Source organism: Kribbella yunnanensis (assembly GCF_039529655.1).
GTDB lineage: Bacteria > Actinomycetota > Actinomycetes > Propionibacteriales > Kribbellaceae > Kribbella > Kribbella yunnanensis.
Window position 1 is genome coordinate 28,233 of sequence record NZ_BAAANF010000013.1, and the last position, 19,228, is coordinate 47,460.

General features: G+C 67.3%; 17 protein-coding genes. 9 read left to right on the forward strand and 8 right to left on the reverse strand.

What is annotated here, in order from left to right; translation table 11 throughout:
- Positions 1–6: 6 nt before the first annotated feature.
- Both pseI and ABD231_RS18090 read right to left on the reverse strand, forming a co-directional pair.
- Positions 7–1,059, reverse strand: coding sequence for a pseudaminic acid synthase (gene pseI, locus ABD231_RS18085; protein ID WP_344152769.1), 1,053 nt, complete (start codon positions 1,057–1,059; stop codon positions 7–9).
- Complete coding sequence (locus ABD231_RS18090; protein WP_344152772.1) at positions 1,056–1,544, reverse strand: GNAT family N-acetyltransferase; 489 nt, start codon at positions 1,542–1,544, stop codon at positions 1,056–1,058. Before ABD231_RS18090 ends, pseI begins: the two co-directional genes overlap by 4 nt.
- Positions 1,545–1,627: 83 nt before the next feature.
- On the opposite strand from ABD231_RS18090, the gene ABD231_RS18095 reads away from it, so the two are divergent.
- Entirely contained in the window at positions 1,628–3,193 is a 1,566-nt protein-coding gene (locus ABD231_RS18095) for a glycoside hydrolase family 10-like protein (RefSeq protein WP_344152775.1), read from the forward strand.
- 92 nt (positions 3,194–3,285) lie between these two features.
- Positions 3,286–4,560 carry an ATP-binding protein gene (locus ABD231_RS18100; RefSeq protein ID WP_344152778.1) on the forward strand — a complete coding sequence of 425 codons (1,275 nt, stop codon included), beginning with the start codon at positions 3,286–3,288 and terminating at the stop codon, positions 4,558–4,560.
- 12 nt (positions 4,561–4,572) lie between these two features.
- Here ABD231_RS18100 and ABD231_RS18105 read toward each other — a convergent pair whose 3' ends face one another.
- Entirely contained in the window at positions 4,573–7,572 is a 3,000-nt protein-coding gene (locus tag ABD231_RS18105) for a hypothetical protein (protein WP_344152781.1), read from the reverse strand.
- 104 nt (positions 7,573–7,676) lie between these two features.
- Here ABD231_RS18105 and ABD231_RS18110 point away from each other — a divergent pair, with 104 nt between their 5' ends.
- From ABD231_RS18110 to ABD231_RS18125, 4 genes are read left to right on the forward strand one after another with little or no spacing between them, the layout of a single operon-like run.
- Positions 7,677–7,898 carry a hypothetical protein gene (locus tag ABD231_RS18110; protein WP_344152784.1) on the forward strand — a complete coding sequence of 74 codons (222 nt, stop codon included), beginning with the start codon at positions 7,677–7,679 and terminating at the stop codon, positions 7,896–7,898.
- On the forward strand, positions 7,855–8,106 hold the full coding sequence (locus ABD231_RS18115) for an acyl carrier protein (RefSeq protein WP_344152787.1): 252 nt from the start codon (positions 7,855–7,857) through the stop codon (positions 8,104–8,106). The genes ABD231_RS18110 and ABD231_RS18115 overlap by 44 nt, the downstream gene beginning before the upstream one ends.
- A complete protein-coding gene (locus ABD231_RS18120; protein WP_344152790.1) occupies positions 8,103–9,344 on the forward strand; it encodes an AMP-binding protein in 1,242 nt (413 codons plus the stop codon). The genes ABD231_RS18115 and ABD231_RS18120 overlap by 4 nt, the downstream gene beginning before the upstream one ends.
- Positions 9,337–10,077 (forward strand): SDR family NAD(P)-dependent oxidoreductase, encoded by a 741-nt coding sequence (locus ABD231_RS18125; RefSeq protein ID WP_344152792.1) that lies wholly within the window; start codon positions 9,337–9,339, stop codon positions 10,075–10,077. The genes ABD231_RS18120 and ABD231_RS18125 overlap by 8 nt, the downstream gene beginning before the upstream one ends.
- 14 nt (positions 10,078–10,091) lie before the next feature.
- Here ABD231_RS18125 and ABD231_RS18130 read toward each other — a convergent pair whose 3' ends face one another.
- Positions 10,092–11,462 (reverse strand): FAD-binding oxidoreductase, encoded by a 1,371-nt coding sequence (locus ABD231_RS18130; protein ID WP_344152795.1) that lies wholly within the window; start codon positions 11,460–11,462, stop codon positions 10,092–10,094.
- A gap of 166 nt (positions 11,463–11,628) precedes the next feature.
- On the opposite strand from ABD231_RS18130, the gene ABD231_RS18135 reads away from it, so the two are divergent.
- On the forward strand, positions 11,629–12,849 hold the full coding sequence (locus ABD231_RS18135) for a DUF2786 domain-containing protein (protein ID WP_344152798.1): 1,221 nt from the start codon (positions 11,629–11,631) through the stop codon (positions 12,847–12,849).
- Positions 12,846–13,361, forward strand: coding sequence for a dTDP-4-dehydrorhamnose 3,5-epimerase family protein (locus ABD231_RS18140; RefSeq protein WP_344152801.1), 516 nt, complete (start codon positions 12,846–12,848; stop codon positions 13,359–13,361). Before ABD231_RS18135 ends, ABD231_RS18140 begins: the two co-directional genes overlap by 4 nt.
- Here the strand turns inward: ABD231_RS18140 and ABD231_RS18145 are convergent.
- Positions 13,342–13,896 (reverse strand): TetR/AcrR family transcriptional regulator, encoded by a 555-nt coding sequence (locus tag ABD231_RS18145; protein ID WP_344152804.1) that lies wholly within the window; start codon positions 13,894–13,896, stop codon positions 13,342–13,344. The genes ABD231_RS18140 and ABD231_RS18145 overlap by 20 nt on opposite strands.
- Positions 13,897–14,055: 159 nt before the next feature.
- Between ABD231_RS18145 and ABD231_RS18150 the strand changes: the two genes are divergently transcribed.
- Positions 14,056–15,555 carry an MFS transporter gene (locus tag ABD231_RS18150; RefSeq protein ID WP_344152807.1) on the forward strand — a complete coding sequence of 500 codons (1,500 nt, stop codon included), beginning with the start codon at positions 14,056–14,058 and terminating at the stop codon, positions 15,553–15,555.
- Here ABD231_RS18150 and ABD231_RS18155 read toward each other — a convergent pair.
- The 3 genes from ABD231_RS18155 to argS are packed head-to-tail and all read right to left on the reverse strand — an operon-like array spanning position 15,454 to position 19,147.
- Positions 15,454–16,422 (reverse strand): GNAT family N-acetyltransferase, encoded by a 969-nt coding sequence (locus ABD231_RS18155; protein WP_344152810.1) that lies wholly within the window; start codon positions 16,420–16,422, stop codon positions 15,454–15,456. The two genes, ABD231_RS18150 and ABD231_RS18155, sit on opposite strands and share 102 nt — an antisense overlap.
- Complete coding sequence (locus tag ABD231_RS18160) at positions 16,419–17,447, reverse strand: alpha/beta hydrolase (protein WP_344152813.1); 1,029 nt, start codon at positions 17,445–17,447, stop codon at positions 16,419–16,421. The genes ABD231_RS18155 and ABD231_RS18160 overlap by 4 nt, the downstream gene beginning before the upstream one ends.
- A 20-nt stretch (positions 17,448–17,467) precedes the next feature.
- Positions 17,468–19,147 (reverse strand): arginine--tRNA ligase, encoded by a 1,680-nt coding sequence (argS, locus tag ABD231_RS18165; protein WP_344152816.1) that lies wholly within the window; start codon positions 19,145–19,147, stop codon positions 17,468–17,470.
- Positions 19,148–19,228 lie beyond the last annotated feature (81 nt).

The window sequence follows — 19,228 nt, forward strand, 5'->3', positions numbered from 1 at the left end:
ACTCGGTCACAGCAGGTCCCAGGTGAACGGCGTACCGGCCGTCACGTCGGTTCGGAAGCTGCGGCCTTCAACCTCAGGAAAGAGATGCGGGGCGAGACCGCCCGCGGGCCGGACCGAGCGGACATTGGAGCGGGTGATCTGGTCGCCGGCTCGCACATCTTGAGTGACATAAAGGGAACGGCGGAAACGCAGCACGTTCTGCTCCGCTTCCTTCGGACCGATCACCGGCTTCCCGAGGGCCAACTGCGCTACTCGCGTGTTCTCGACGAGCGACTCGAGTTCCCAGGGTTCCAGGGAGAAGGCCGAGTCGATGCCGCCATCCACTCGTTTGAGGGTTACGTGTTTTTCGATGACGGTGGCGCCGAGGGCTACGGCGGCGATGGCGGCGCCGATGCCCATGGTGTGGTCGGAGAGGCCGACCTGGACGTCGAGGGCGTCGCGGAGGACGGGGATGGCGCGGAGGTTGGACTGTTCGGGCGGTGCCGGATAGCTCGCCGTACACGACAGGACGATGATCTGCTCGTTGCCGGTCGCGCGGGCGGCGCGGACGGCGGCGTCGATGTCGGTGAGGGTGGCGGAGCCGGTGGAGATGATGATCGGCTTGCCGGTCTCGGCCATGCCCTGGACCAGCGGGAGGTCGCCGATCTCGTTCGACGCGACCTTGTACGCCGGAACGTTCAGCTTCTCGAGGAAGTCGATGGCCGTCGGGTCGAAGGCGGACGAGAACGCGACCAGCCCGAGTGAGCTGGCCAGCTCGAAGATCGGCTCGTGCCAGGCCCACGGGGTGTGCGCTTCCTCGTACAAGTCGTACAGCCGCGCCGAGCTCCACAGTTCGTGCTCGACGGGCAGCCGGAAGGCGGGGAGGTCGACATCGAGAGTCATTGTGTCGGCGGTGTAGGTCTGCAGCTTCAAAGCCTGCGCGCCGGACTCGGCGACCGCGCGCACGATGTCCTTCGCCCGTTCCAGGTCGCCGTTGTGATTCCCCGACATCTCCGCGATGACGAATGGCTGGTGCTCCGGCCCGACCGGCACTCCACCGATCTCGATGGTGTCCTTCACTTCTTCCTCCGGTCCTCGCGACGCAGACTGATCGGGATCACGCTCACCGCACCGCGCTGCGACGCCGCCCCCTCGACGAACCGGAAGCGCCGATTCATCTGCCGTACGACGGTGTTGTGTTCGAGCACCTCACCGGTCAGCAGGTCCAGCCCGAGCTCGTCGAACGCGTACGTCGTCGCCTCGCGCATCACCTCGATCCAGGCAGGCAGCGTCTCATCGCGCTCGGCCAGCCCTTCCGCGTCGAGGAAGAACCCCCACGACCCGGTCGTGCCGTCGAGGTCGGAGAAGTTGACCACGCCGGCAGTCTCGCCGTCCCGCACGTAGATCAGCACCCGTCGCCGCGGGTCGACCGAGGCCGCAGCCCACCACGCCGCGTGCTCGGCCGCACCGATCTCGTGCGAGGTGATGCTCACATCCCTGTTCGCCTGCTGGTTCCGCAACCGCCGGATGGTGTCGACATCGTCGTCAGTGGCCCCCCGCAACATGCCTCTAACCTAGCGTCTTCCTACCGACGGTTTGATGTGTAAACATCTTTCCACTTCATCTAGTGCGATTGTCGGAGAGTGACATGAGAGTCTGGCGTGCCATGGGCGTTCTCGGTGCCACCGCAGGTCTTTTGCTGGGCGGACTAGCCAGTACGGCGTCCGCCGCGCCGGCGCCGTCGGACGACGCTCGCTGTGCGCCCAATGCGAAGACACCGCTGCGGCAGTTCCGCGCAACGTGGATCTCGTCGGTGGTGAACATCGACTGGCCGTCCAAGACCGGTCTGAGCGCTGCACAGCAGCAGGCCGAGCTGACCGGCTGGCTGGACGATGCGGTCCGCCAGAAGCACAACGCCGTCGTACTGCAGGTGCGGCCGACCGCTGACGCGTTCTGGCCGTCCAAGGTGGAGCCCTGGTCGCGGTACCTCACCGGCACGCAGGGCGGCGACCCTGGCTACGACCCGCTGAAGTTCGCGGTGGCCGAAGCGCACAAGCGCAACCTTGAGCTGCACGCGTGGTTCAACCCGTACCGGCTCTCGATGGGCACGGACATCAACGCCTTGCTCCCGACCCACCCGGCGCGGCAGCACCCGGACTGGGTCGTCACGTACGGCGGGAAGCTCTACTACAACCCCGGAATCCCAGCGGCGCGCCAGCTGGTCGAGGACGCGATCATGGACGCGGTGTCGAACTACGACATCGACGGTGTTCATTTCGACGACTACTTCTACCCGTACCCGGTAGCTGGCCAGGTCTTCGACGACGCAGCGACGTACGCGCAGTACGGCGGTGGCATCCCGACGCTGGCCGAGTGGCGGCGCAACAACATCAACCTGCTCATCCAGGAAGTGCAGGGGCGCATCAAGGCCGAAAAGCCGTGGGTGAAGTTCGGCATCTCGCCGTTCGCCGTCTGGCGCAACAAGGCGACCGACCCGGAAGGCACTGACACCACTGCCGGTGTGCAGACGTACGACGACCTGGCCGCGGACACCCGGCGTTGGGTGCGCGAGGAGTGGATCGACTACATCGTTCCGCAGGTCTACTGGGCCGGCGGCTTCGCACCGGCGGACTACAACAAGATCGTCCCGTGGTGGGCCGAGCAGGTTCGCGGCACCCACGTGCACCTCTACATCGGCGAAGCGACCTACAAGGTCGGTACGTCGGCGCAGTCGCCCGACTGGGCGGACCCGGCCGAGCTGAGCGACCACCTGGCCTTCGACAGCACGATCCCCGAGGTCAAGGGCAACATCTTCTTCTCCGCCAAGGACGTCCGCGCCGACCGCCTCGGTGCGACCACTCTCCTCAACAACACCTGGTACACCCGCCCAGCACTCATCCCGGCCATGCCCGCGCTGGACTCGCGCGCCCCACTCCCGCCGCACGCAGTCCACGCCACCCGCACGACTGCCGGCGTCCAGCTCAAGTGGCGCAGCACCTCACCTGACAGCACGTCGTACGCCGTCTATCGCCGCGAGCTCCTGGCCGGCGACCACTGCCCCGACAATGACGCCCGCAACCTGGTAGCCACCACGCGGTCGCAGTCCTACCTGGACACCACCGCAACCCCAGGCAAGCTCTACCTGTACTCCGTCACTGCGCTGGACCGTCTGTCGAACCAGAGCGTCGCCATCCCCACCATCAGCCTGCGCTGACCTGCTAACGGGAGCATGTGAGACCTGCTAACGGTAGCCTAGAAGCGCTGCTAACAGTATGGTTTGAGGCCTGCTAATGGTAGCGTTGCCGGGTGGCAGACTATCTCGCACGTGTCGTGGACGCCGAGCTCGACGAACTGCTGTCCGGCCTGCCGGCCATTACGCTCGATGGACCGAAGGGAGTCGGCAAGACCGAGACGGCGCAGCGTCGAGCCCGGACTGTCTACACCTTGGACGATCCGGCGCAGCGACTGCTGCTGGAGGCTGATCCAGGTCGCCTCGATCGAGCAGAGCCGCCGGTCCTGCTGGACGAGTGGCAGTTGGACCCACCGGTGTGGGATCTCGTGCGACGAAGCGTGGACCGGGACATCGCGCCGGGACGCTTTCTGCTGACCGGCAGTGCGAGTCCGGTCAAGGCTCCGACGCACTCCGGCGCAGGTCGCATCGTGCGGCTGCGGATGCGGCCGATGGCGCTGTCGGAGCGTGGTCTGGAGTCTCCGACGGTCAGTCTGCGGGGCTTGTTGACCGGCTCGGGGGTGCCGGTTGACGGCGCGACCGATGTTCGGTTGGCCACGTACGCCGAGGAGATCGTCAGCTCGGGCTTCCCCGGCATCCGGCCGTTGGCGGCCCGGGCCCGGCGCGCGCAGCTCGCAGGATACGTCGACCGGATCGTCGAACGGGATTTTCCTGAACAAGGCCATCTGGTGAAACGTCCGGCCACGCTCCGAGCCTGGCTGGCTGCCTATGCGGCAGCGACTGCGACCACCGCGGCCTACAACGCGATACTCGACGCGGCGACTGCGGGAGACGCCGACAAGCCGGCCAAGACAACGACGATGGCCTATCGCGATGTGCTCAGCCAGTTGTGGCTGCTCGAACCACTCGAAGCCTGGCTCCCCACTCGCAATCGACTCAGTCGGCTGGCGTCGGCGCCCAAGCACCATCTTGCCGATCCTGCGCTCGCTGCCGCCTTGCTCGGCGTCGGCGCGACAGCGCTGCTCGACGACGTGACAGGCGAGCGGCCGCGTATTCGCGACGGAGTCCTGCTGGGACAGCTGTTCGAGTCCTTGGTCACGCTGGATGTCCGCGTCTATGCGCAGGCCGCCGAGGCGACGGTTCGTCATCTGCGGACGAGGAACGGCGATCACGAGGTGGATCTGATCGTCGAACGCGCGGATCATCGCGTCGTGGCGATCGAGGTGAAGTTGTCGCCGGTGGTGACCGATGACGACGTCCGCCACCTGCACTGGCTGAAGGCTCAGATCGGTGATGATCTGCTTGACGCCGTGGTGATCTCGACCGGCGGCGAGGCCTATCGACGTCCTGACGGCATCGCCGTCGTCCCGGCAGCGCTTCTCGGCCCCTGACGGGCTGCGGTGCTAGGTGCCAGGGGTCGTGCTGGTTTGGGAGGGTGCGAAGTTCGGAGTGGAGGCGCTGCCGGTCGGTAGCGTCCCACTCGGGAAGGGTTGGCTGGGGGTGAAGGGGGTGCTGGGCTGCTGTGTCGGGAGCGTGCCGCTCGGCTGCTGGCTCGGGAACGTCGGGAAGCTTGGCGTCGGGCTGGGGAAACCTGGGGTGCCCGTGGGGAAGCTCGGAGTCCCGGTCGGGAACGACGGAGTCGGCGTGGGTGTGGGGAACGGGCTGTTCGCCGGTGGCGGTGGGTAGAGCTGGTAGACGCGGACGTTGCCCAGTTCGAAGCGCAGGTCGGTGAGGCGGTCGAGGTTCTTCGGGGGCTGGGTGACGCGGTCGTCGAGCAGGAGCCACTGGACGCCGTACTTGGTGCGCAGTGTCTCCAGGAGTTCGCGGGTGGGGTTGGTGAAGACCTCGTCGTTGAGACGGAGCTTCTCCTGGTCCCAGTAGTCGCTCTGCGGCTTGCCGGGGTAGGTGTCGTCGACACGGGTGCGATAGGCCCAGCCCTGGACCAGAACGCGGCGCTCGGCGTAGCCGGCGATCCAGTACGAGCCGGCCAGGCAGCGGGTGGTGCTGGGCTTGTGGCAGTGCACGTTGGTGGCGATCCGGTCGTTGGAACCGGAGTTGCGACGGATGAAGCGAGCGGCCTCGATACCGCCCGGTGCGATCGACTCGTACTCCGTCAGTGACGGTGTAGCGAATTTGCGCACCGACGCCAGTGTCGGGGACACCGTGGTGCCCAGCAGGACGGCGACTGCGATGACAGCCCAGGTACGGCGGGAGCCGCGCAGAATCAGCCCGAAGAGCCCGATGCCGATTGCTGCGATCACCAGTGCGACTGCGAGTCCCTGGCCGAAGCAGTTGGTCGACGTGCACGAGTCGGGGGAGCGGTAGCGACCCCAGTAGATCGCCGCTGCACCGATGAGCAGTGCGACGGCGGCAATCCAGTACTGCTTGCGTTCTAGTGAGCTCAGACCCCAGGTAGCCAGCAAAACGCCGTACAGGAAGCCGGTGCGGACGAAGAAGAGCTGTGCGCCGCCCTCGTCGTACAGGAGGGATGCGGCTGCCACTGCGGCGAGTAGACCGGCTACCAGGAACACCGGGAGTGGGTCGCGGCGTACGCGGCTTCTGATCAGCAGTGCGCCAGCGGCGGGCATCAGCCAGCCGAGGACGACCACCGCGATGATCACCGGGAGCTTTCCACCGAGCAGTTCGAAGGTGCGGGCTGGGGCGAAGCGGACGCTGGACTCGGTGCCACGCAGTACGACGAAGAAGGTCAGCACGTAAGCCGCAGCGACACCCAGGCCGAGCACGAGACCGCGCAGGTTGACTCGGCCTCGGCGGACGGTCAGATAGACCCACGCGGCGGCCAGGCCGGCGCCGTACACGGGCAGTGTGGTCGCCTTGGTGAGAGCAAGCGCAGCGACCAGTACGGCGGCCGCCACCAGCAACCGGAAGATGTGCGCGCGGGGCGCGCGGCCGGGCTGTCGACGCAACAGCAGTGCTGTGACTGCGATGAGCGGTAGCAGCAGCGCAGTCGAGAACGCCTGCGGCGGGTTGGTGAGCTGGCCGAGTGAGAACGGTCCGTCCGAGAAGACTCGGTCCGAAACGGCCCACGGCCATGAGGTGAGGTCCCCGGCCGCCACTGTCAGTCCGGCCGCGATCGGTGCGGCTACTGCGCGCCCGGTCAGCAGCATGCCGACCGCGGCTGCGCCAACCACCGTGAGGAGGATCCACGCGAACGGGATCATCCGGTGCGTCAGTACGTCGAGTGGAATGCTCGTGATCCAGTGCGACGATGCGATGTGGTCGTACGCCGCCCAGTGGCTGGTCAGCCAGCGGCCGTCGGCGTACGGGAGTCTCGGGGGGAAATGGTGGGTCAGTTCACCCGCGATGGCGAGGTTGTGAGGTGCGTCGGAGTTCTGCCGGAGTGCGGCTGTTCCGTTTAGCGGGATGAGCTGCGAGCCAGTGCGGACGAACCACGCGGCAGCTGCACCGACTGCGACCATCACGCCCGCAGTTGCCCACCATGGTGTCGGTCGCGGGGCTCGTGGCGTGCGGGGGAGCGCACGGACCATGCCAACTGCCAGTGCGGGCATCAGCAACGCCGCAAACGGCATGCTGAACAGCATCCCGACCGGATACACCAGTGCCTCAACCGCAAGCCCGAACGCAGTCCCGAGCACCGCGTCCACCGTGAACCACCCGGTCCCACCGGTCAGCCGCCGCCAGAACATCGTCCCCGGAATGGCGATCACCACGAGGAAATACGCGAGGTACGCGATCGGCATCCACACCGGATGCTCCTGCAACCCCACAAACCACGCCAACGGCAACACCGGCAAACTCACCAGCCCCGCCGTACTCATCCCCCGCCCACTACGCCGCCGCTCCCCCCGCCCCCACAACCGCCTCTTCGGCGAAGCAGGAGGAGGAGCAGTCGCACCCTCAGCCCCCTTCTCGCCGGGTGCGTCGTTGGGCTTGCCCTCGGCCGCCTTCTCGCCGGCCTTGTCCGCGGGCTTGCCCTTGGCGTTGTCCCCGGGCTTCCGTTCGGCGTTGTCCCCGGGCTTGCCTTCGGTCTTGTCCGCGGGCGTGCCATCGGCGTTGTCCTCGGCCTTGCTCCCACGCCCGCTACGCCGCCCCCACAACCGCTTCTTCGGAGAAGGGGGAGGAGGCGTCGCACCCTCAGCCGCCTTCTCGGCGGGTGCGTCGTTGGCCTGGCCCTCGGCCTCGCCCCCGGCAGCCTTGTCCTCAGCCGCCTTCTCGCCGGGCTTGTCCTCGGCCTCACCCCCAGCCGCCTTGTCCTCGGCCGCTTTCTCGGCGGGGTTGCCCTCGGCCTTGCCGTCCGCCTTGCCCTTGGGTGTGCCCGTTGGGGCATCGGCCGGGGGCTTTGGGTCGGCTGGGACGGGTGGCAGCTCTTGTGTGACCGCCTCTGGTGCGGTCTTCGGGTCCTCCTCGCCAGGTGCGGTCACCCGGAGAGTCTAGGCATGCGACGGCAGCGACGAGCCGTTTACCACCGGCATGATCCCCTTTACACTCAGTAACCTCCCAGGTCTCGCAGCATCCGGGAGGTCCCATGGTCGTCCTCCACATCGCCGGCCTGCCGGTCGAAGAGGTTCTGCTCGCCGCGATCGCTGCCGCGAGTCCACTGATCGCGCTGATCGGCTGGGAGATCTCCAGCCGGGTGAAGCGGCTCAAGGCGGCCCTCCGGCGCGCTCCCGCGGATCCGGCCCGGGGTACTAAGCTCCTGGACCATGAGTGCGGTCGCGCGGGTCAGGGTCCGGGAGTTGATGGGTGAGGTGATGACTGCACAGGGCAGGTCCTTACCAACCGACGACACAGCCGAGCTGCGTGAGATCGGATTCCGCTCGCTGGACTTCTCCGAGCTCGCACTGCGAGTCGAGGACGAGCTGGGTGACGAGCTGAACTTCGATGCCCCCGGGCTGCGCCGGATCGCCACCGTCGGCGACGTACTGGACTTCATCGAGCAACTCCAGACGGCGTGACTACGAGGCGCCGGACCACCGCACTGATCGGTGACGACAACACCGTGGTCGTCGCCGGCAAGAGCCTGACCTGGCGGACGCTGCACAAGCTCCCACAGCTGCCCTCCCCGGCCGCAGTGCTGGTCGACAACGGCGCCGACGCGCTGGCGGCACTCAGACACCATGCAGTGCACGGCACTGAGCTCTTGGTCGCGACCAGCTCGCGAGTAGACGAGTACATGCGCGAAGAGCTCGGTGAGTCCGGGTTCTCGATCGTCCTGCCCGACGGAGAGGTGACTCCGGCCCGGCTGAAGCGAGTGGAGGAGTCCGGCCGCGCATGGCTGCTCACCTCCGGTTCGACCGGCCGCCCGAAGCGCATCGGTCATACGCTCGAGTCACTCACCACAGTGACCGCCGACCAGCCGCCGCGCACCTGGCTGCTGCCCTACTCGCCCGGGACCTACGCCTGGTGGCAGGTCGTCACGATCTCACTGACCCAACAAGATCAGGGCCTGGTCGTGATCGAGCCACACGAGCTGGAGGACTGGCCTCAGACCGCCGCCCAGCACGGCGTCACAGCAGCCTCCGGTACGCCGACCTTCTGGCGGCAGGCGATCTACCGCGACTCCGAGGCGTTGGCCGCCGTACCGCTGGAGCAGATCACGCTCGGCGGTGAGCCGGTCGACCAGGCGATTCTCGACCAGCTCCGCGACCTGTTCCCGAAGGCCCGGATCTCGTGGATCTACGCGTCTTCGGAGGTCGGCGCCTCGATCGTGGTGCACGACGGCAAGGCGGGCTTCCCGCGCGAGTGGCTGCAGCGCGCGCCCGATCCGGACCGTCCGATGCTGTCTGTGGAGGGCGACGAGCTGGTGATCCGCTCACCGCACCACGGCGCCGGGCTGGTCGGTGCGGTGCACACCGGCGACCGGGTGGAGTACGACGGCGACCGAGTCCTCATCACCGGCCGTCTCGACACCGACGAGATCAACGTCGGCGGCTCGAAGGTGTCGGCTGGTGTGATCCGCAACGTGCTCATGGGACACCCCGGTGTCTCCTGGGCGCGAGTATTCGCCCGCAAGGCTCCACTGGTCGGCCGGGTGGTCGCAGCCGAGGTGGTGTCGAACGGATCGCTCGGTCCGATCACCGACGCCGACCTCGTGCAGTGGTGCTCGAGCCGCCTGCCGGACTACGGCGTACCGCGGCGGATCCGGTTCCTGGACGAGATCCCGCAGAAGGAGACGCTGAAAAGCGATGTCTGAGTCCGTACCGCCCGCATCGGTCGTGCTGGTCTCGGGTGGTTCCCGCGGCCTCGGTCTGGCGATCGTCACCGACCTGCTCGCCGCAGGGATCAAGGTGGCCGCGTTCGCCCGCACAGTGACCCCAGAGCTCACTGCACTCGCGTCCAAGTACCCCGACCACCTGTACGCCGGTTCTGTCGACATCAACGACTCCCCAGCCGTACAAGCGTTTGTGAGGACCGTGGAATCGACACTCGGCCCGGTCGACGGCCTGGTGAACAACGCTGCGATCGGTCAGGACTCCCTGCACGTCCACACCAGCCCGGAGCGGCTCGAGGACATCATCCAGACCAACTTGACCGCGCCCCTGAGCCTCACCCGGTTCGTACTGCGCCGGATGCTCGCCAAGGGTCTGAAGGGCCGGATCGTCAACGTCACCTCGATCTGCGCGCAGCGCGGCTACCCAGGTCTGGTGGCCTACTCGGCAACCAAGGGCGGCATGGACGCGGCCACCCGCTCACTCGCTCGTGAGCTGGGTGGCCGCGTCCTCGCCAACGCCGTTGCGCCCGGCTTCTTCGCCTCCGAGATGTCAGCGGTGCTCGGACAGAACCAGCTGGACCAGATCGTCCGCCGTACTCCGACCGGTCACCTGACCGAACCGGAGGACGTCGTCCCCGTGGTCCGGATGCTGCTGCTGGACAACACCAACATCAACGGTCAGGTGCTCGTCATCGACGGAGCTGCGTCGATCTAGGCAGCCAGAACGTTCTAGGCGGGCCGTATGTTCGCATTGCGGTGGAACACGTTGTCCGGGTCGTACTTCGCTTTGAGCTGCTGCAGCCGCTCGTACTTGGGCCCGAACGTCGCCCTGAGCCGATCCTCGTCCGCCTCGGTCAGACCGTTGACGTAGCTGCCGGTGTCAGGCCCGCCCAGCTGTAGGGCCTCCCAGAAGGTGCGGACCCACTGCTGCTCACCTTCGTACAACTCCGGCACCGGAGACTGGCCGACGATGAAGACGGCGTACCGGTCGTCTCGGCCGCCACCGAAGGCGGTGGCGTCGTCGTCGACCGCGGAGTACGCCTTGTCGAGCCGGTAGAACAGCGTGACCGACATCGGCGACTTCTTCAGCGGCACGTGCTCGGTGACGACAGCGATTGCCTCATCGGTCAGCTCGGTCAGGTAGGAGCCCTTCTCGTAGGAGTAGTGCCCCCACGCGTTCGGCTCGTCCAGAGACTGCTGCAGCGCGGTGAACGGCATCGGTGTCACGAGCTCGAACGCCGGAGTCAGCTCATCGCGGATCTGCTGCAGCACAGCAGCGTGCTCCTCGGCCGAACCGAGGCCGACGACGACCAGACCGTAGCCGGTCGCGAAGTGCAGCTCAGCCGGCACGAACGGCTCCGGCGGTGCGCTCAGCGCGGCGATGATGATGTTGACGTCGGGCGACAGCGTCGGGTTCAGGTCCCGGGCCAGCTTCAGCACCTCGGTGCCCTGATCGGCGCTGAAGAACAGCAGCCCGTAGTGGATCATCGGCCCGGCCTCCTGCAGCCGGAACTCGAACTCGGTGACCACTCCGAAGTTTCCGCCACCACCGCGGACGCCCCAGAACAGATCCGGGTTCTCGTCCTCGGCGGCGCGCAGAATGCTGCCGTCCGCCGTGACGATCTGCACGGACTCCAGGTTGTCGATCGACAGCCCGTACTTGCGGGTCAGCCAGCCCATGCCACCACCGAGCGTCAGACCACCCACTCCGGTGTGGCTGACCACACCCGCCGGTACTGCGAGGCCGTGCGGCTGAGTGGCAGCGTCGATGTCCCCCAGCAACGCACCGCCCCCGACGCGGACCCGCCGAGCCTCAGCGTCGACTGTCACCGTGTTCAGACCGCTCAGGTCGATCATCAGACCGTCGTCGCCGGCCGATGCGCCGGACATACTGTGCGCGCCGCCGCGGACCGCGATTTCCAGGCCGTTCTCCACCCCGTAGCGCACGGCGGCCGCGACATCTTCGGCGCTCTGCACCTGAGCGATCACTGCGGGTCGCCGGTCGTGCACCGCGTTCCACAGCCGCCGCGCGTCGTCGTACCCGTCCTGCCCGGGCGTCAGTACCGCCCCGCTGATGCTGAACTCTGCAAGCTGAGTCATCACATTCCTCCCCGATTGTGTTGTCGCCAGGCTAGGTTCCTGGACCCTGCGGGGCGGAGGTCCTTTAGGGCAGATTTTCGCGCGCATCCGCTTCCGGCACCAGGTTTTCCACAGGCTGTAACGGATCCGTTTGGGTGCGGCTCCGGACGGTGTCAGACTCGACCGCGTGAGTGACGAGGAAATCCTGCGCCTGCTGCCGATGGCGGCCGCGATCGTTGCCCTGCGCGACGATCGGTCCGATCTCGAGCTGGCCCGCCTGGGCGCGTACGACGAACGCGACCAGGCACAGGTGGACCGTGTGCTGCACGGGTTCCTGTCCGGCCTGCTGCGGACCACGTGGGAGCGTGGCTGGACGCCGTCCGACCTCGCTCAGCACGGCCGTCGCGAGTTCGATCCCGGCGTCGAGCTGCTCCTGACGGCTGCGATCGCCGCGGAACATCGCAGCTACCGCGACGACATGGTCGATCCGCGCTGGCTCGACCAACTCATTGACCTCGGCATCGAAACGCCGTACACAGAGCTCGATCTGACTGCCTGGGCGACGGGGCAGCGCATCGGGCGCTACCTCGCATTGCGCCACACGCTCGCGCTGGCCGGCTTCCTGCAGTCGCTGCCGCCGCTGGCCCGGCTGTTCCCGTCTCCCGGGACGACGGTACGGCGAACCTCAGCCGACCGGCCCGCGGTTCCGGCGAACGCGAAGATGCTCTCGCGGATCCGCAGCCTGCTCGCGAAGGCGGAGGCAACCGAGTTCCCGGAAGAGGCGGAAGCCCTTTCCGGCAAGGCGCAGGAGCTGATGGCGAAGTTCGCGCTGGACCGGGCGCTGGTCGAGGCGGATCCCGCGGTCGAAATCCCGGACGACTCAGCCGCCAGGCGGATCTGGCTGGACACGCCGTATGTGTCGGCCAAGGCACAACTCGTCGGCTCGGTCGCCACGGCGAACCGTTGCCGCACGGTCATGATCGAGCAGCTCGCCGTCGTCACCGTGATCGGGGCGGACCTCGATCTGCAGCTCACTGAGATCCTAGCCACCTCCCTGCTGGTGCAGGCGAACCGCGCAATGATTGCCTCCGGCAAGCACATCGGCCGGTACGGCGAATCCCGGACGCGGTCGTTCCGGCAATCGTTCCTGATGGCCTACGCGCAGCGGATCGGCGAGCGCCTGCAGGCCGCGACGGAGGCGACCCAGGCCGCCGTACCGGCTGTGGATGCGGATCGCTTGCTGCCGGTGCTCACGCGGCGCGAGGAGCAGGTGGAGGCCTTGTTCACCAAGCTCTTCCCGAACACGACGACCAAGCGGACGCGGATCACCAACGGTGCCGGCTGGCAGGCCGGGCTGAGCGCGGCCGACCAGGCGCAGCTCGAGGCGCGCCGACAGGTTCGGCGATGAAGGCGCACGAGACGTCGATCGAGGGTCTGCTGCGGATCGAGCTCGACCTTCAGCCGAACGCGGACGGCTGGTTCGAGGAGAGCTTCCACCGCGACAAACTCGCCGCCGCCGGAATCCCGCCGTACGACGTCGTCCAGCACAACGTCACGTACGTCGAGCGTGCCGGAATCCTGCGCGGGATTCACGCCGAGCCGTGGGACAAGTACCTGTCGCCGTCGGCCGGCCGGGTGTTCGTGGCGATCGTCGAGTTGCACACCGGGCAGGTGGAGACGTTCGAGCTCGGCCCCGGCGATGCGTTGTACGTCCCGCGCGGTCTCGGCAACTCGTTCTGCACGACCGCACCGCACACGGTCTACAACTTCCTGGTGAACGAGCCCTGGTCGCCGGAGCGGATCGCGGTGAACCCGTTCGATCCGGAGCTGGCGATCCCGTGGCCCTCGCTTGAGCTCAGCTACACCGAGCGAGACGCCGCAAGCCCGTCGCTGGCCGAGGTCAGGACGCAGCAGGCCTGAGACCGCACAGCACGATGTCGAGCAGGCGCATCGCCTGCTCCGGCTCGATGTCGCGGCCCATGTTGATCCCGCCGACCAGACGCATGATGTCGGCCAGCTCGAGCTCGGTCCGAACGTCGCCGCTGGCCTTCGCCTTGGACAGCAGCAGCTCGCCGGCGTCCTGGACGTTGGTCTTGCAGACCTTGAAGAACGCGGAGTCCTTCCCCAGCGCCTCGATGAGCTCGGCGGCCAAGGTCTTCTTGGACAGGCCGTAGCCGAGGAAACTGCGCAGCCAGGCCGCCAGCGCCTCGAACGGCGGCAGCTCCCGATCGAAGTCATAGGCGCGATCGCAGACCGACTGGATCTCTTCGACGTACACGGCCTCGAGCAGGGCGGTCCGGTTCGGGAAGCGCCGGTAGAGGGTGCCGATGCCGACGCCGGCCCGGCGGGCGATCTCCTCCAGCGAGGTGTCGGTGCCGTGTTCGGCGAACGTCTGCCGGGCGGCCGTCACCAGCAGGTCGTAGTTCCGGGCCGCGTCCGCGCGGGTCGGGCGCATGGAGGGTAGCGGTGTCGAGACCATCGAGCCTCCCGTCGAAGGGTCAGCAAAAGTCCGCAGAGAATATCGCTTGCAAAGCGGAGGAGGCCTCCGTATTGTAAAACGGAGGAACGCTCCACTTCCTCCCTCAACTGTAGCCCCTCCGGGGTAAGGAGCAATATGTCAGGCACGACCACCCGGCGACCCGGGGTTGTTCTCGCGGTCATCCTGGTCACCCAGCTGATGGTGATCCTGGATGCGACCGTGGTGAACATCGCAATGCCCAAGATCCAGCACGCCCTCGACTTCAGTCCGTCCAGCCTGTCCTGGGTGCAGAACGCCTACGCCCTGGCCTTCGGCGGCCTGCTCCTGCTCGGCGCCCGCGCCGGCGACCTGCTCGGCCGCCGCCGCGTCTTCATCGCCGGTGTCAGTATCTTCACCCTCGCCTCACTGCTCGGCGGCCTCGCTCCGAGCGCCGAGCTCCTGCTCACTGCCCGGGTCCTGCAGGGCGTCGGTGGCGCCATCGCAGCACCGGCCGCGCTGACCCTGATGATGCTCACCTACCGCGAAGGTCCGGAGCGGATGAAGGCCCTGGGCTATTACAGCCTGGTCTCCTCCGGCGGCGGCAGCGTCGGCCTCGTCCTCGGTGGCATGCTGACCGACTGGGCATCGTGGCGCTGGGGTCTGTTCATCAACGTCCCGATCGGTATCGGTCTGATCATCGCGGCCCGTCAGGTGCTGACCGAGACCGAGCGTGAGACCGGCCGGTTCGACATCGCCGGTGCGATCACGTCCACCCTCGGCATCTCATCCCTCGTCTACGGCTTCATCCGCGTCGCCGACATTGGCTGGACCGCCCCCGAGGCGATCGCCGCATTCACTGCCGGTGTGGTCCTGCTGGTCGCCTTCGTACTGATCGAGCGCCGCGTCAGCCACCCGATCGTGCCGCTGCGACTCTTCCGGTTCGCATCGCGTTCGGCGTCGTACCTGACCATGCTGTTGGTGGTCGGCACGATGTTCGGGATGTTCTTCTTCCTGACGCAGTTCCTGCAGGGGGTGCTCGAGCTGAGCCCGCTGGCGGCCGGGCTGGCGTTCCTGCCGATGACCGGTCTGCTGTTCGCCGCATCGCGCGTCGTCCCGAGGGTGCTCAACCGGATCGACGGTACGCGTCTAATGCTCCTCGGCTCGCTGCTGATCACCACCGGCACGCTCTGGCTCACCCAGCTGGACGCGTCGAGCACCTACCTCGCCAACGTGGTCGGACCGATGGTGGTCTTCGGACTCGGCGCAGGCATGCTCTTCATCCCGCTGGTCGGCCGGGCCATCGCCAACGTCGCACCGGAGGACTCCGGCGCCGCATCCGGTCTGCTGAACGTCGTCCAGCAGGTAGGTGGCGCACTGGGCCTCGGCATCCTCGTCACCGTCTTCGGTACGGCGAGCCGTGGCTCAGCCGGTACGACGCCTCGCGCCGTACTGACCGACGGTGTCCACGCAGCCTTCATCGGTGCGGCCGTGTACGCCGTACTGAGCCTCTCGATGATCGTGATCAGCGTGAAGCCGTGGACCTGGCTACGCCGCTCACAGGGCCCGGCGGAAGGTGATCCACTTGCTGTGGACAACGAAGCCAAGGCTCTCGTAGAGACCGAGGGCACCAGTGGGGTTGTCGGCATCCACTCCTAACGAGGCGCGCTGGTAACCGGCCCGGGCCCCCTCGGCGAGCACTGTCGCCAGGGCAGCCCGGGCCAACCCACGTCCGCGGTACGCGCGCCGCGTGCCGACCTGACCGACGTACACCTCGCGAATCCCGGTTACCGCGGTGTCAGCGGCCCACTCGTACCCCAGCGCGTAAGCCGCCACCGTGTCCCCGTCCAGTACGACGTACGACAGCTTGGGGCGGAACGCCCGCGAGCCGGTCACGTGGGTCTTCCAGCTCTCCGGATCGCGCGGCACGGAACCCCAGTGGTCGCGGAAGGCCTCGTTGTGAGCCACCCGCAGTGCCTCGTCGAACGACGGGTCGTAGTGCACCAGCTGGAGACCGTCCGGTGTCTCGAAGGACTGGAGCGGCCCGTCCAATGGCGCTTTCATGTCGAAGAAGTACCGGGCCTCCTCGAAGCCGAGGCCACGCAGCATGGCGATCGAGCCCTCGTGGGTGTTCTTGGCACTTGCCCGAACCTCACCGGGGGAGTCCGGGAAGGTCGCCGCGTGCTGTTCACCAGCGGCGTGGATGGTCCAGCGCATCAGAGCGCCGCCCAGACCGCGCCGGCGCCACTCCGGATGCACAGTGCCCTCGACGCTCACCCGATCGACGTCGACGACCGTCCTGGCCGGATGGATCTTCGCGTAGCCAATCATCTGGTCGCCGGACCACAGTCCGACGGTGGCCCGCTCGGCATCGAGCTGCGGGTCCTCCAGCTCCTCCAGGAGGTCGGAGGCGTCGTAGTTCTCCCCGTCCTGGTCGAATGCCTCGCGGGCGGCGAGTAGGTCGGCCCAGGCGGGTGCGTCGCCCGTGGTGATCGACCGGGCGACGATCCCCTCGGGCCAGGTCACTGCAACCGCTCGCTGAGCCAGCGGACGGCCATCGGGTACCGGTACTCGATTCCGCCGTGCTTGCCGTCGAACAGCTCGAAGTACACCTTCTCCTCCGGTACGCCGATCGCCTGCAGACCGCGGTGGAACGCAGTCGCACCGAGGTCGAGGTAGTACTCGTCGCTGCGGCCGGCGTCGATCCAGATGGCTCGCATCGAGCGCGCTGCGTCGGCGTACTGCGGTTGCTTGAGCATCTCGACCGGGTCCAGCGCCAGCCAGCGCTCCCAGACCTCAGGGATCACCTCGCCGAGGTCGTCGAACGGCAGCAGCACGGTCCCATCCGGCTCGGCGGAGAACGCCGAGGAGACGCCATAGATCTCGTAGAGCTCGATGTCCTCGTTCTGCAGCCGGCCTGCTCTCCCAGCGGCGTCCTTCAGGAAGTTCTGGATGTCGCTGTCGTACTTGTCCCGCAGGATGCGGGCGATCCGGGGGAAGTCGCTGCGGTAGCTGAGCTCGAAGCTCGCGTCACCCGCGTGCGTCGCCAGGGCGCCGAAAACGTCGGGGCGCATCAGGGGCATCACCATGGCGGTGTAGCCGCCACTGGACTTACCAGTCATCGCCCGGTGGTCGCGGTCCGCGATGGTCCGGTACGACGCGTCCACCCACGGCACGATCTCGTCGCACACGTACGACAGGTACTGGCCGGCGCCGGGGGAGTCGAGGCTCTGGCTACCGCCCAACCGGGTCCAGGTGTCGACGAACACCACGATGGCCGGCGGTACGTCGCCGACCGCGAACATCGCGTCCAGCAACTCCGGGTACGGCTGCCGGAAGGCCACGCGGTTGAAGAACATCCCAAGATGACCGGTGTACCCCATGGTCACGTAGACCACCGGGTAGCGCTGCTCGGACTCGTCGTACCCGGGTGGCAGGTAGACGAGCACCGGCCGCTCGTGCGGGTCGCCCAGCGGGTTCCCCCGCAGCAACGCGCTGTCGTACGTCTTTTGCTCGAGTCTTCCCGCCCAGTCGATCGACCACGGCAGCATCGACAACCCCCTTCAGACAGTTACATCGCGTCGGGTGCCGCGATGCCCAGTAGACCTAGCCCATCCTGCAACACCTGCCGGGTCGCCGCGCACAGCGCGATCCGGCTGCTCCGGTTTTCACCCCGCAACACCGGGCACTGTTCGTAGAACACAGACAACACAGCGGCCAGCTCGTACAGGTAGGTACACAGCCGATGCGGCTGCAGCGTCTCCGCAACCTGCAGTACGACGTCGTCGAAGCCAGTCAGCAGCAGCGCCAGCCGCTGCTCCACCGGGTGCTCCAAAACAGTCACCAGGCCACTGGTCTCGCCGGCCTTCGTGAGCAGCCGGGTCAGCCGGGCATGCGCGTACTGCAGGTACGGACCAGTGTTCCCGGACATGGCGACCATCCGGTCCAGGTCGAACACGTAGTCGTTGTCCCGGTCGCTGGACAGGTCGGCGTACTTGATCGCCCCGATGCCAACGGCCACGGCGGTTGCAGCGCGGTCAATACCAGTCCTGTCGGCCAGCAGCGCGTCGGCCCGCTCCACCGCCTCCTCCAGGAGGGTGGTCAGCTTGACCGTGCCGCCGGCTCTGGTCTTGAACGGCTTGCCATCGGGGCCCAGCACGGTGCCGAAGCTCACATGCTCAGCTGTAGTTGTCGGCGGCAACCAGCCGGCTGCCTGGGCCAGCGTGAAGATCATGTCGAAATGCAGCGCCTGCCGGTGGTCGACGACATACACGATCCGCTTGGCGTGCAAGGTCTTCACCCGATGCCGGATCGCCGCCAGGTCGGTAGCGCTGTAGCCGAAACCGCCGTCCGACTTCCGCACGATGACCGGCAGCGGCTCACCGTCGCGTCCGACGAACCCGGGCAGGAACGCGCAGGAGGCGCCCTCGGATTCGGTCAGCAGACCGTCCTGTTCGAGCTCGGCCACGATCACTGGCAGGTCGTCGTTGTAGGCGCTCTCGCCGACTACATCGGCTCTGGTGAGCGCCGAGCCGAGCCGTGCGTACACCTGCTCGAAGTCCGCCAGGCTGACGTCCACCATCCGCTGCCAGCTCGCCCGGGTCGCCGGATCGCCGGTCTGCAGCGCGACGACCCGCAGCCGGGCCAGATCCGCGAAGTCACCGTCACTGTCGAAGTGCCGCCGACTCCGCTCGTAGAGCGCCTGCAAGCCCTGTAAATCAAGGGTTTCCGGGTCCAGGTCCTCTTCGAGCAGCTGCTCGATCATCATCCCGTACTGCGTGCCCCAGTCGCCGACGTGGTTCTGCCGGATCACCTCGTAGCCCACGTACCGCAGCACGTTGCAGACGGCGTCCCCGATCACGGTCGACCGCAGATGGCCGACATGCATCTGCTTCGCCACATTCGGCTGCGAGTAGTCCACGACAACCCGCTCGCCCCGCGGCGCGAACGCCGTACGGTCGTTGACTGCGGCCGCCAGAACGTCAGACCGCAAGGTCAGGTTGACGAAACCGGGCCCTGCGATCGCAGGGGTCTCGCACAGGTCGTCGACCTTCAGTGCGGCGACCAGGCGCGCAGCAACCTCCCGTGGGGGCAGGCTGAGCTGGTTGCCGAGCCGCAGCGCCAGATTGGTCTGGTAGTGGCCGAACTCAGGCTTGGTCGCCGACCGCAGCTCGGGATCGAGGGTGATACCGAAGGCGGTGGTGGACGCATCGGACAGTCTGGAGGCAAGCACAGACGACACAGCGGACATGAGAGAAGTCCTTCAAAACGACAGACGTGAACAGGGAAGGCTGAGGTGTTCAGGCAGTCTGTCGTCGTCGCGTCATGTCAG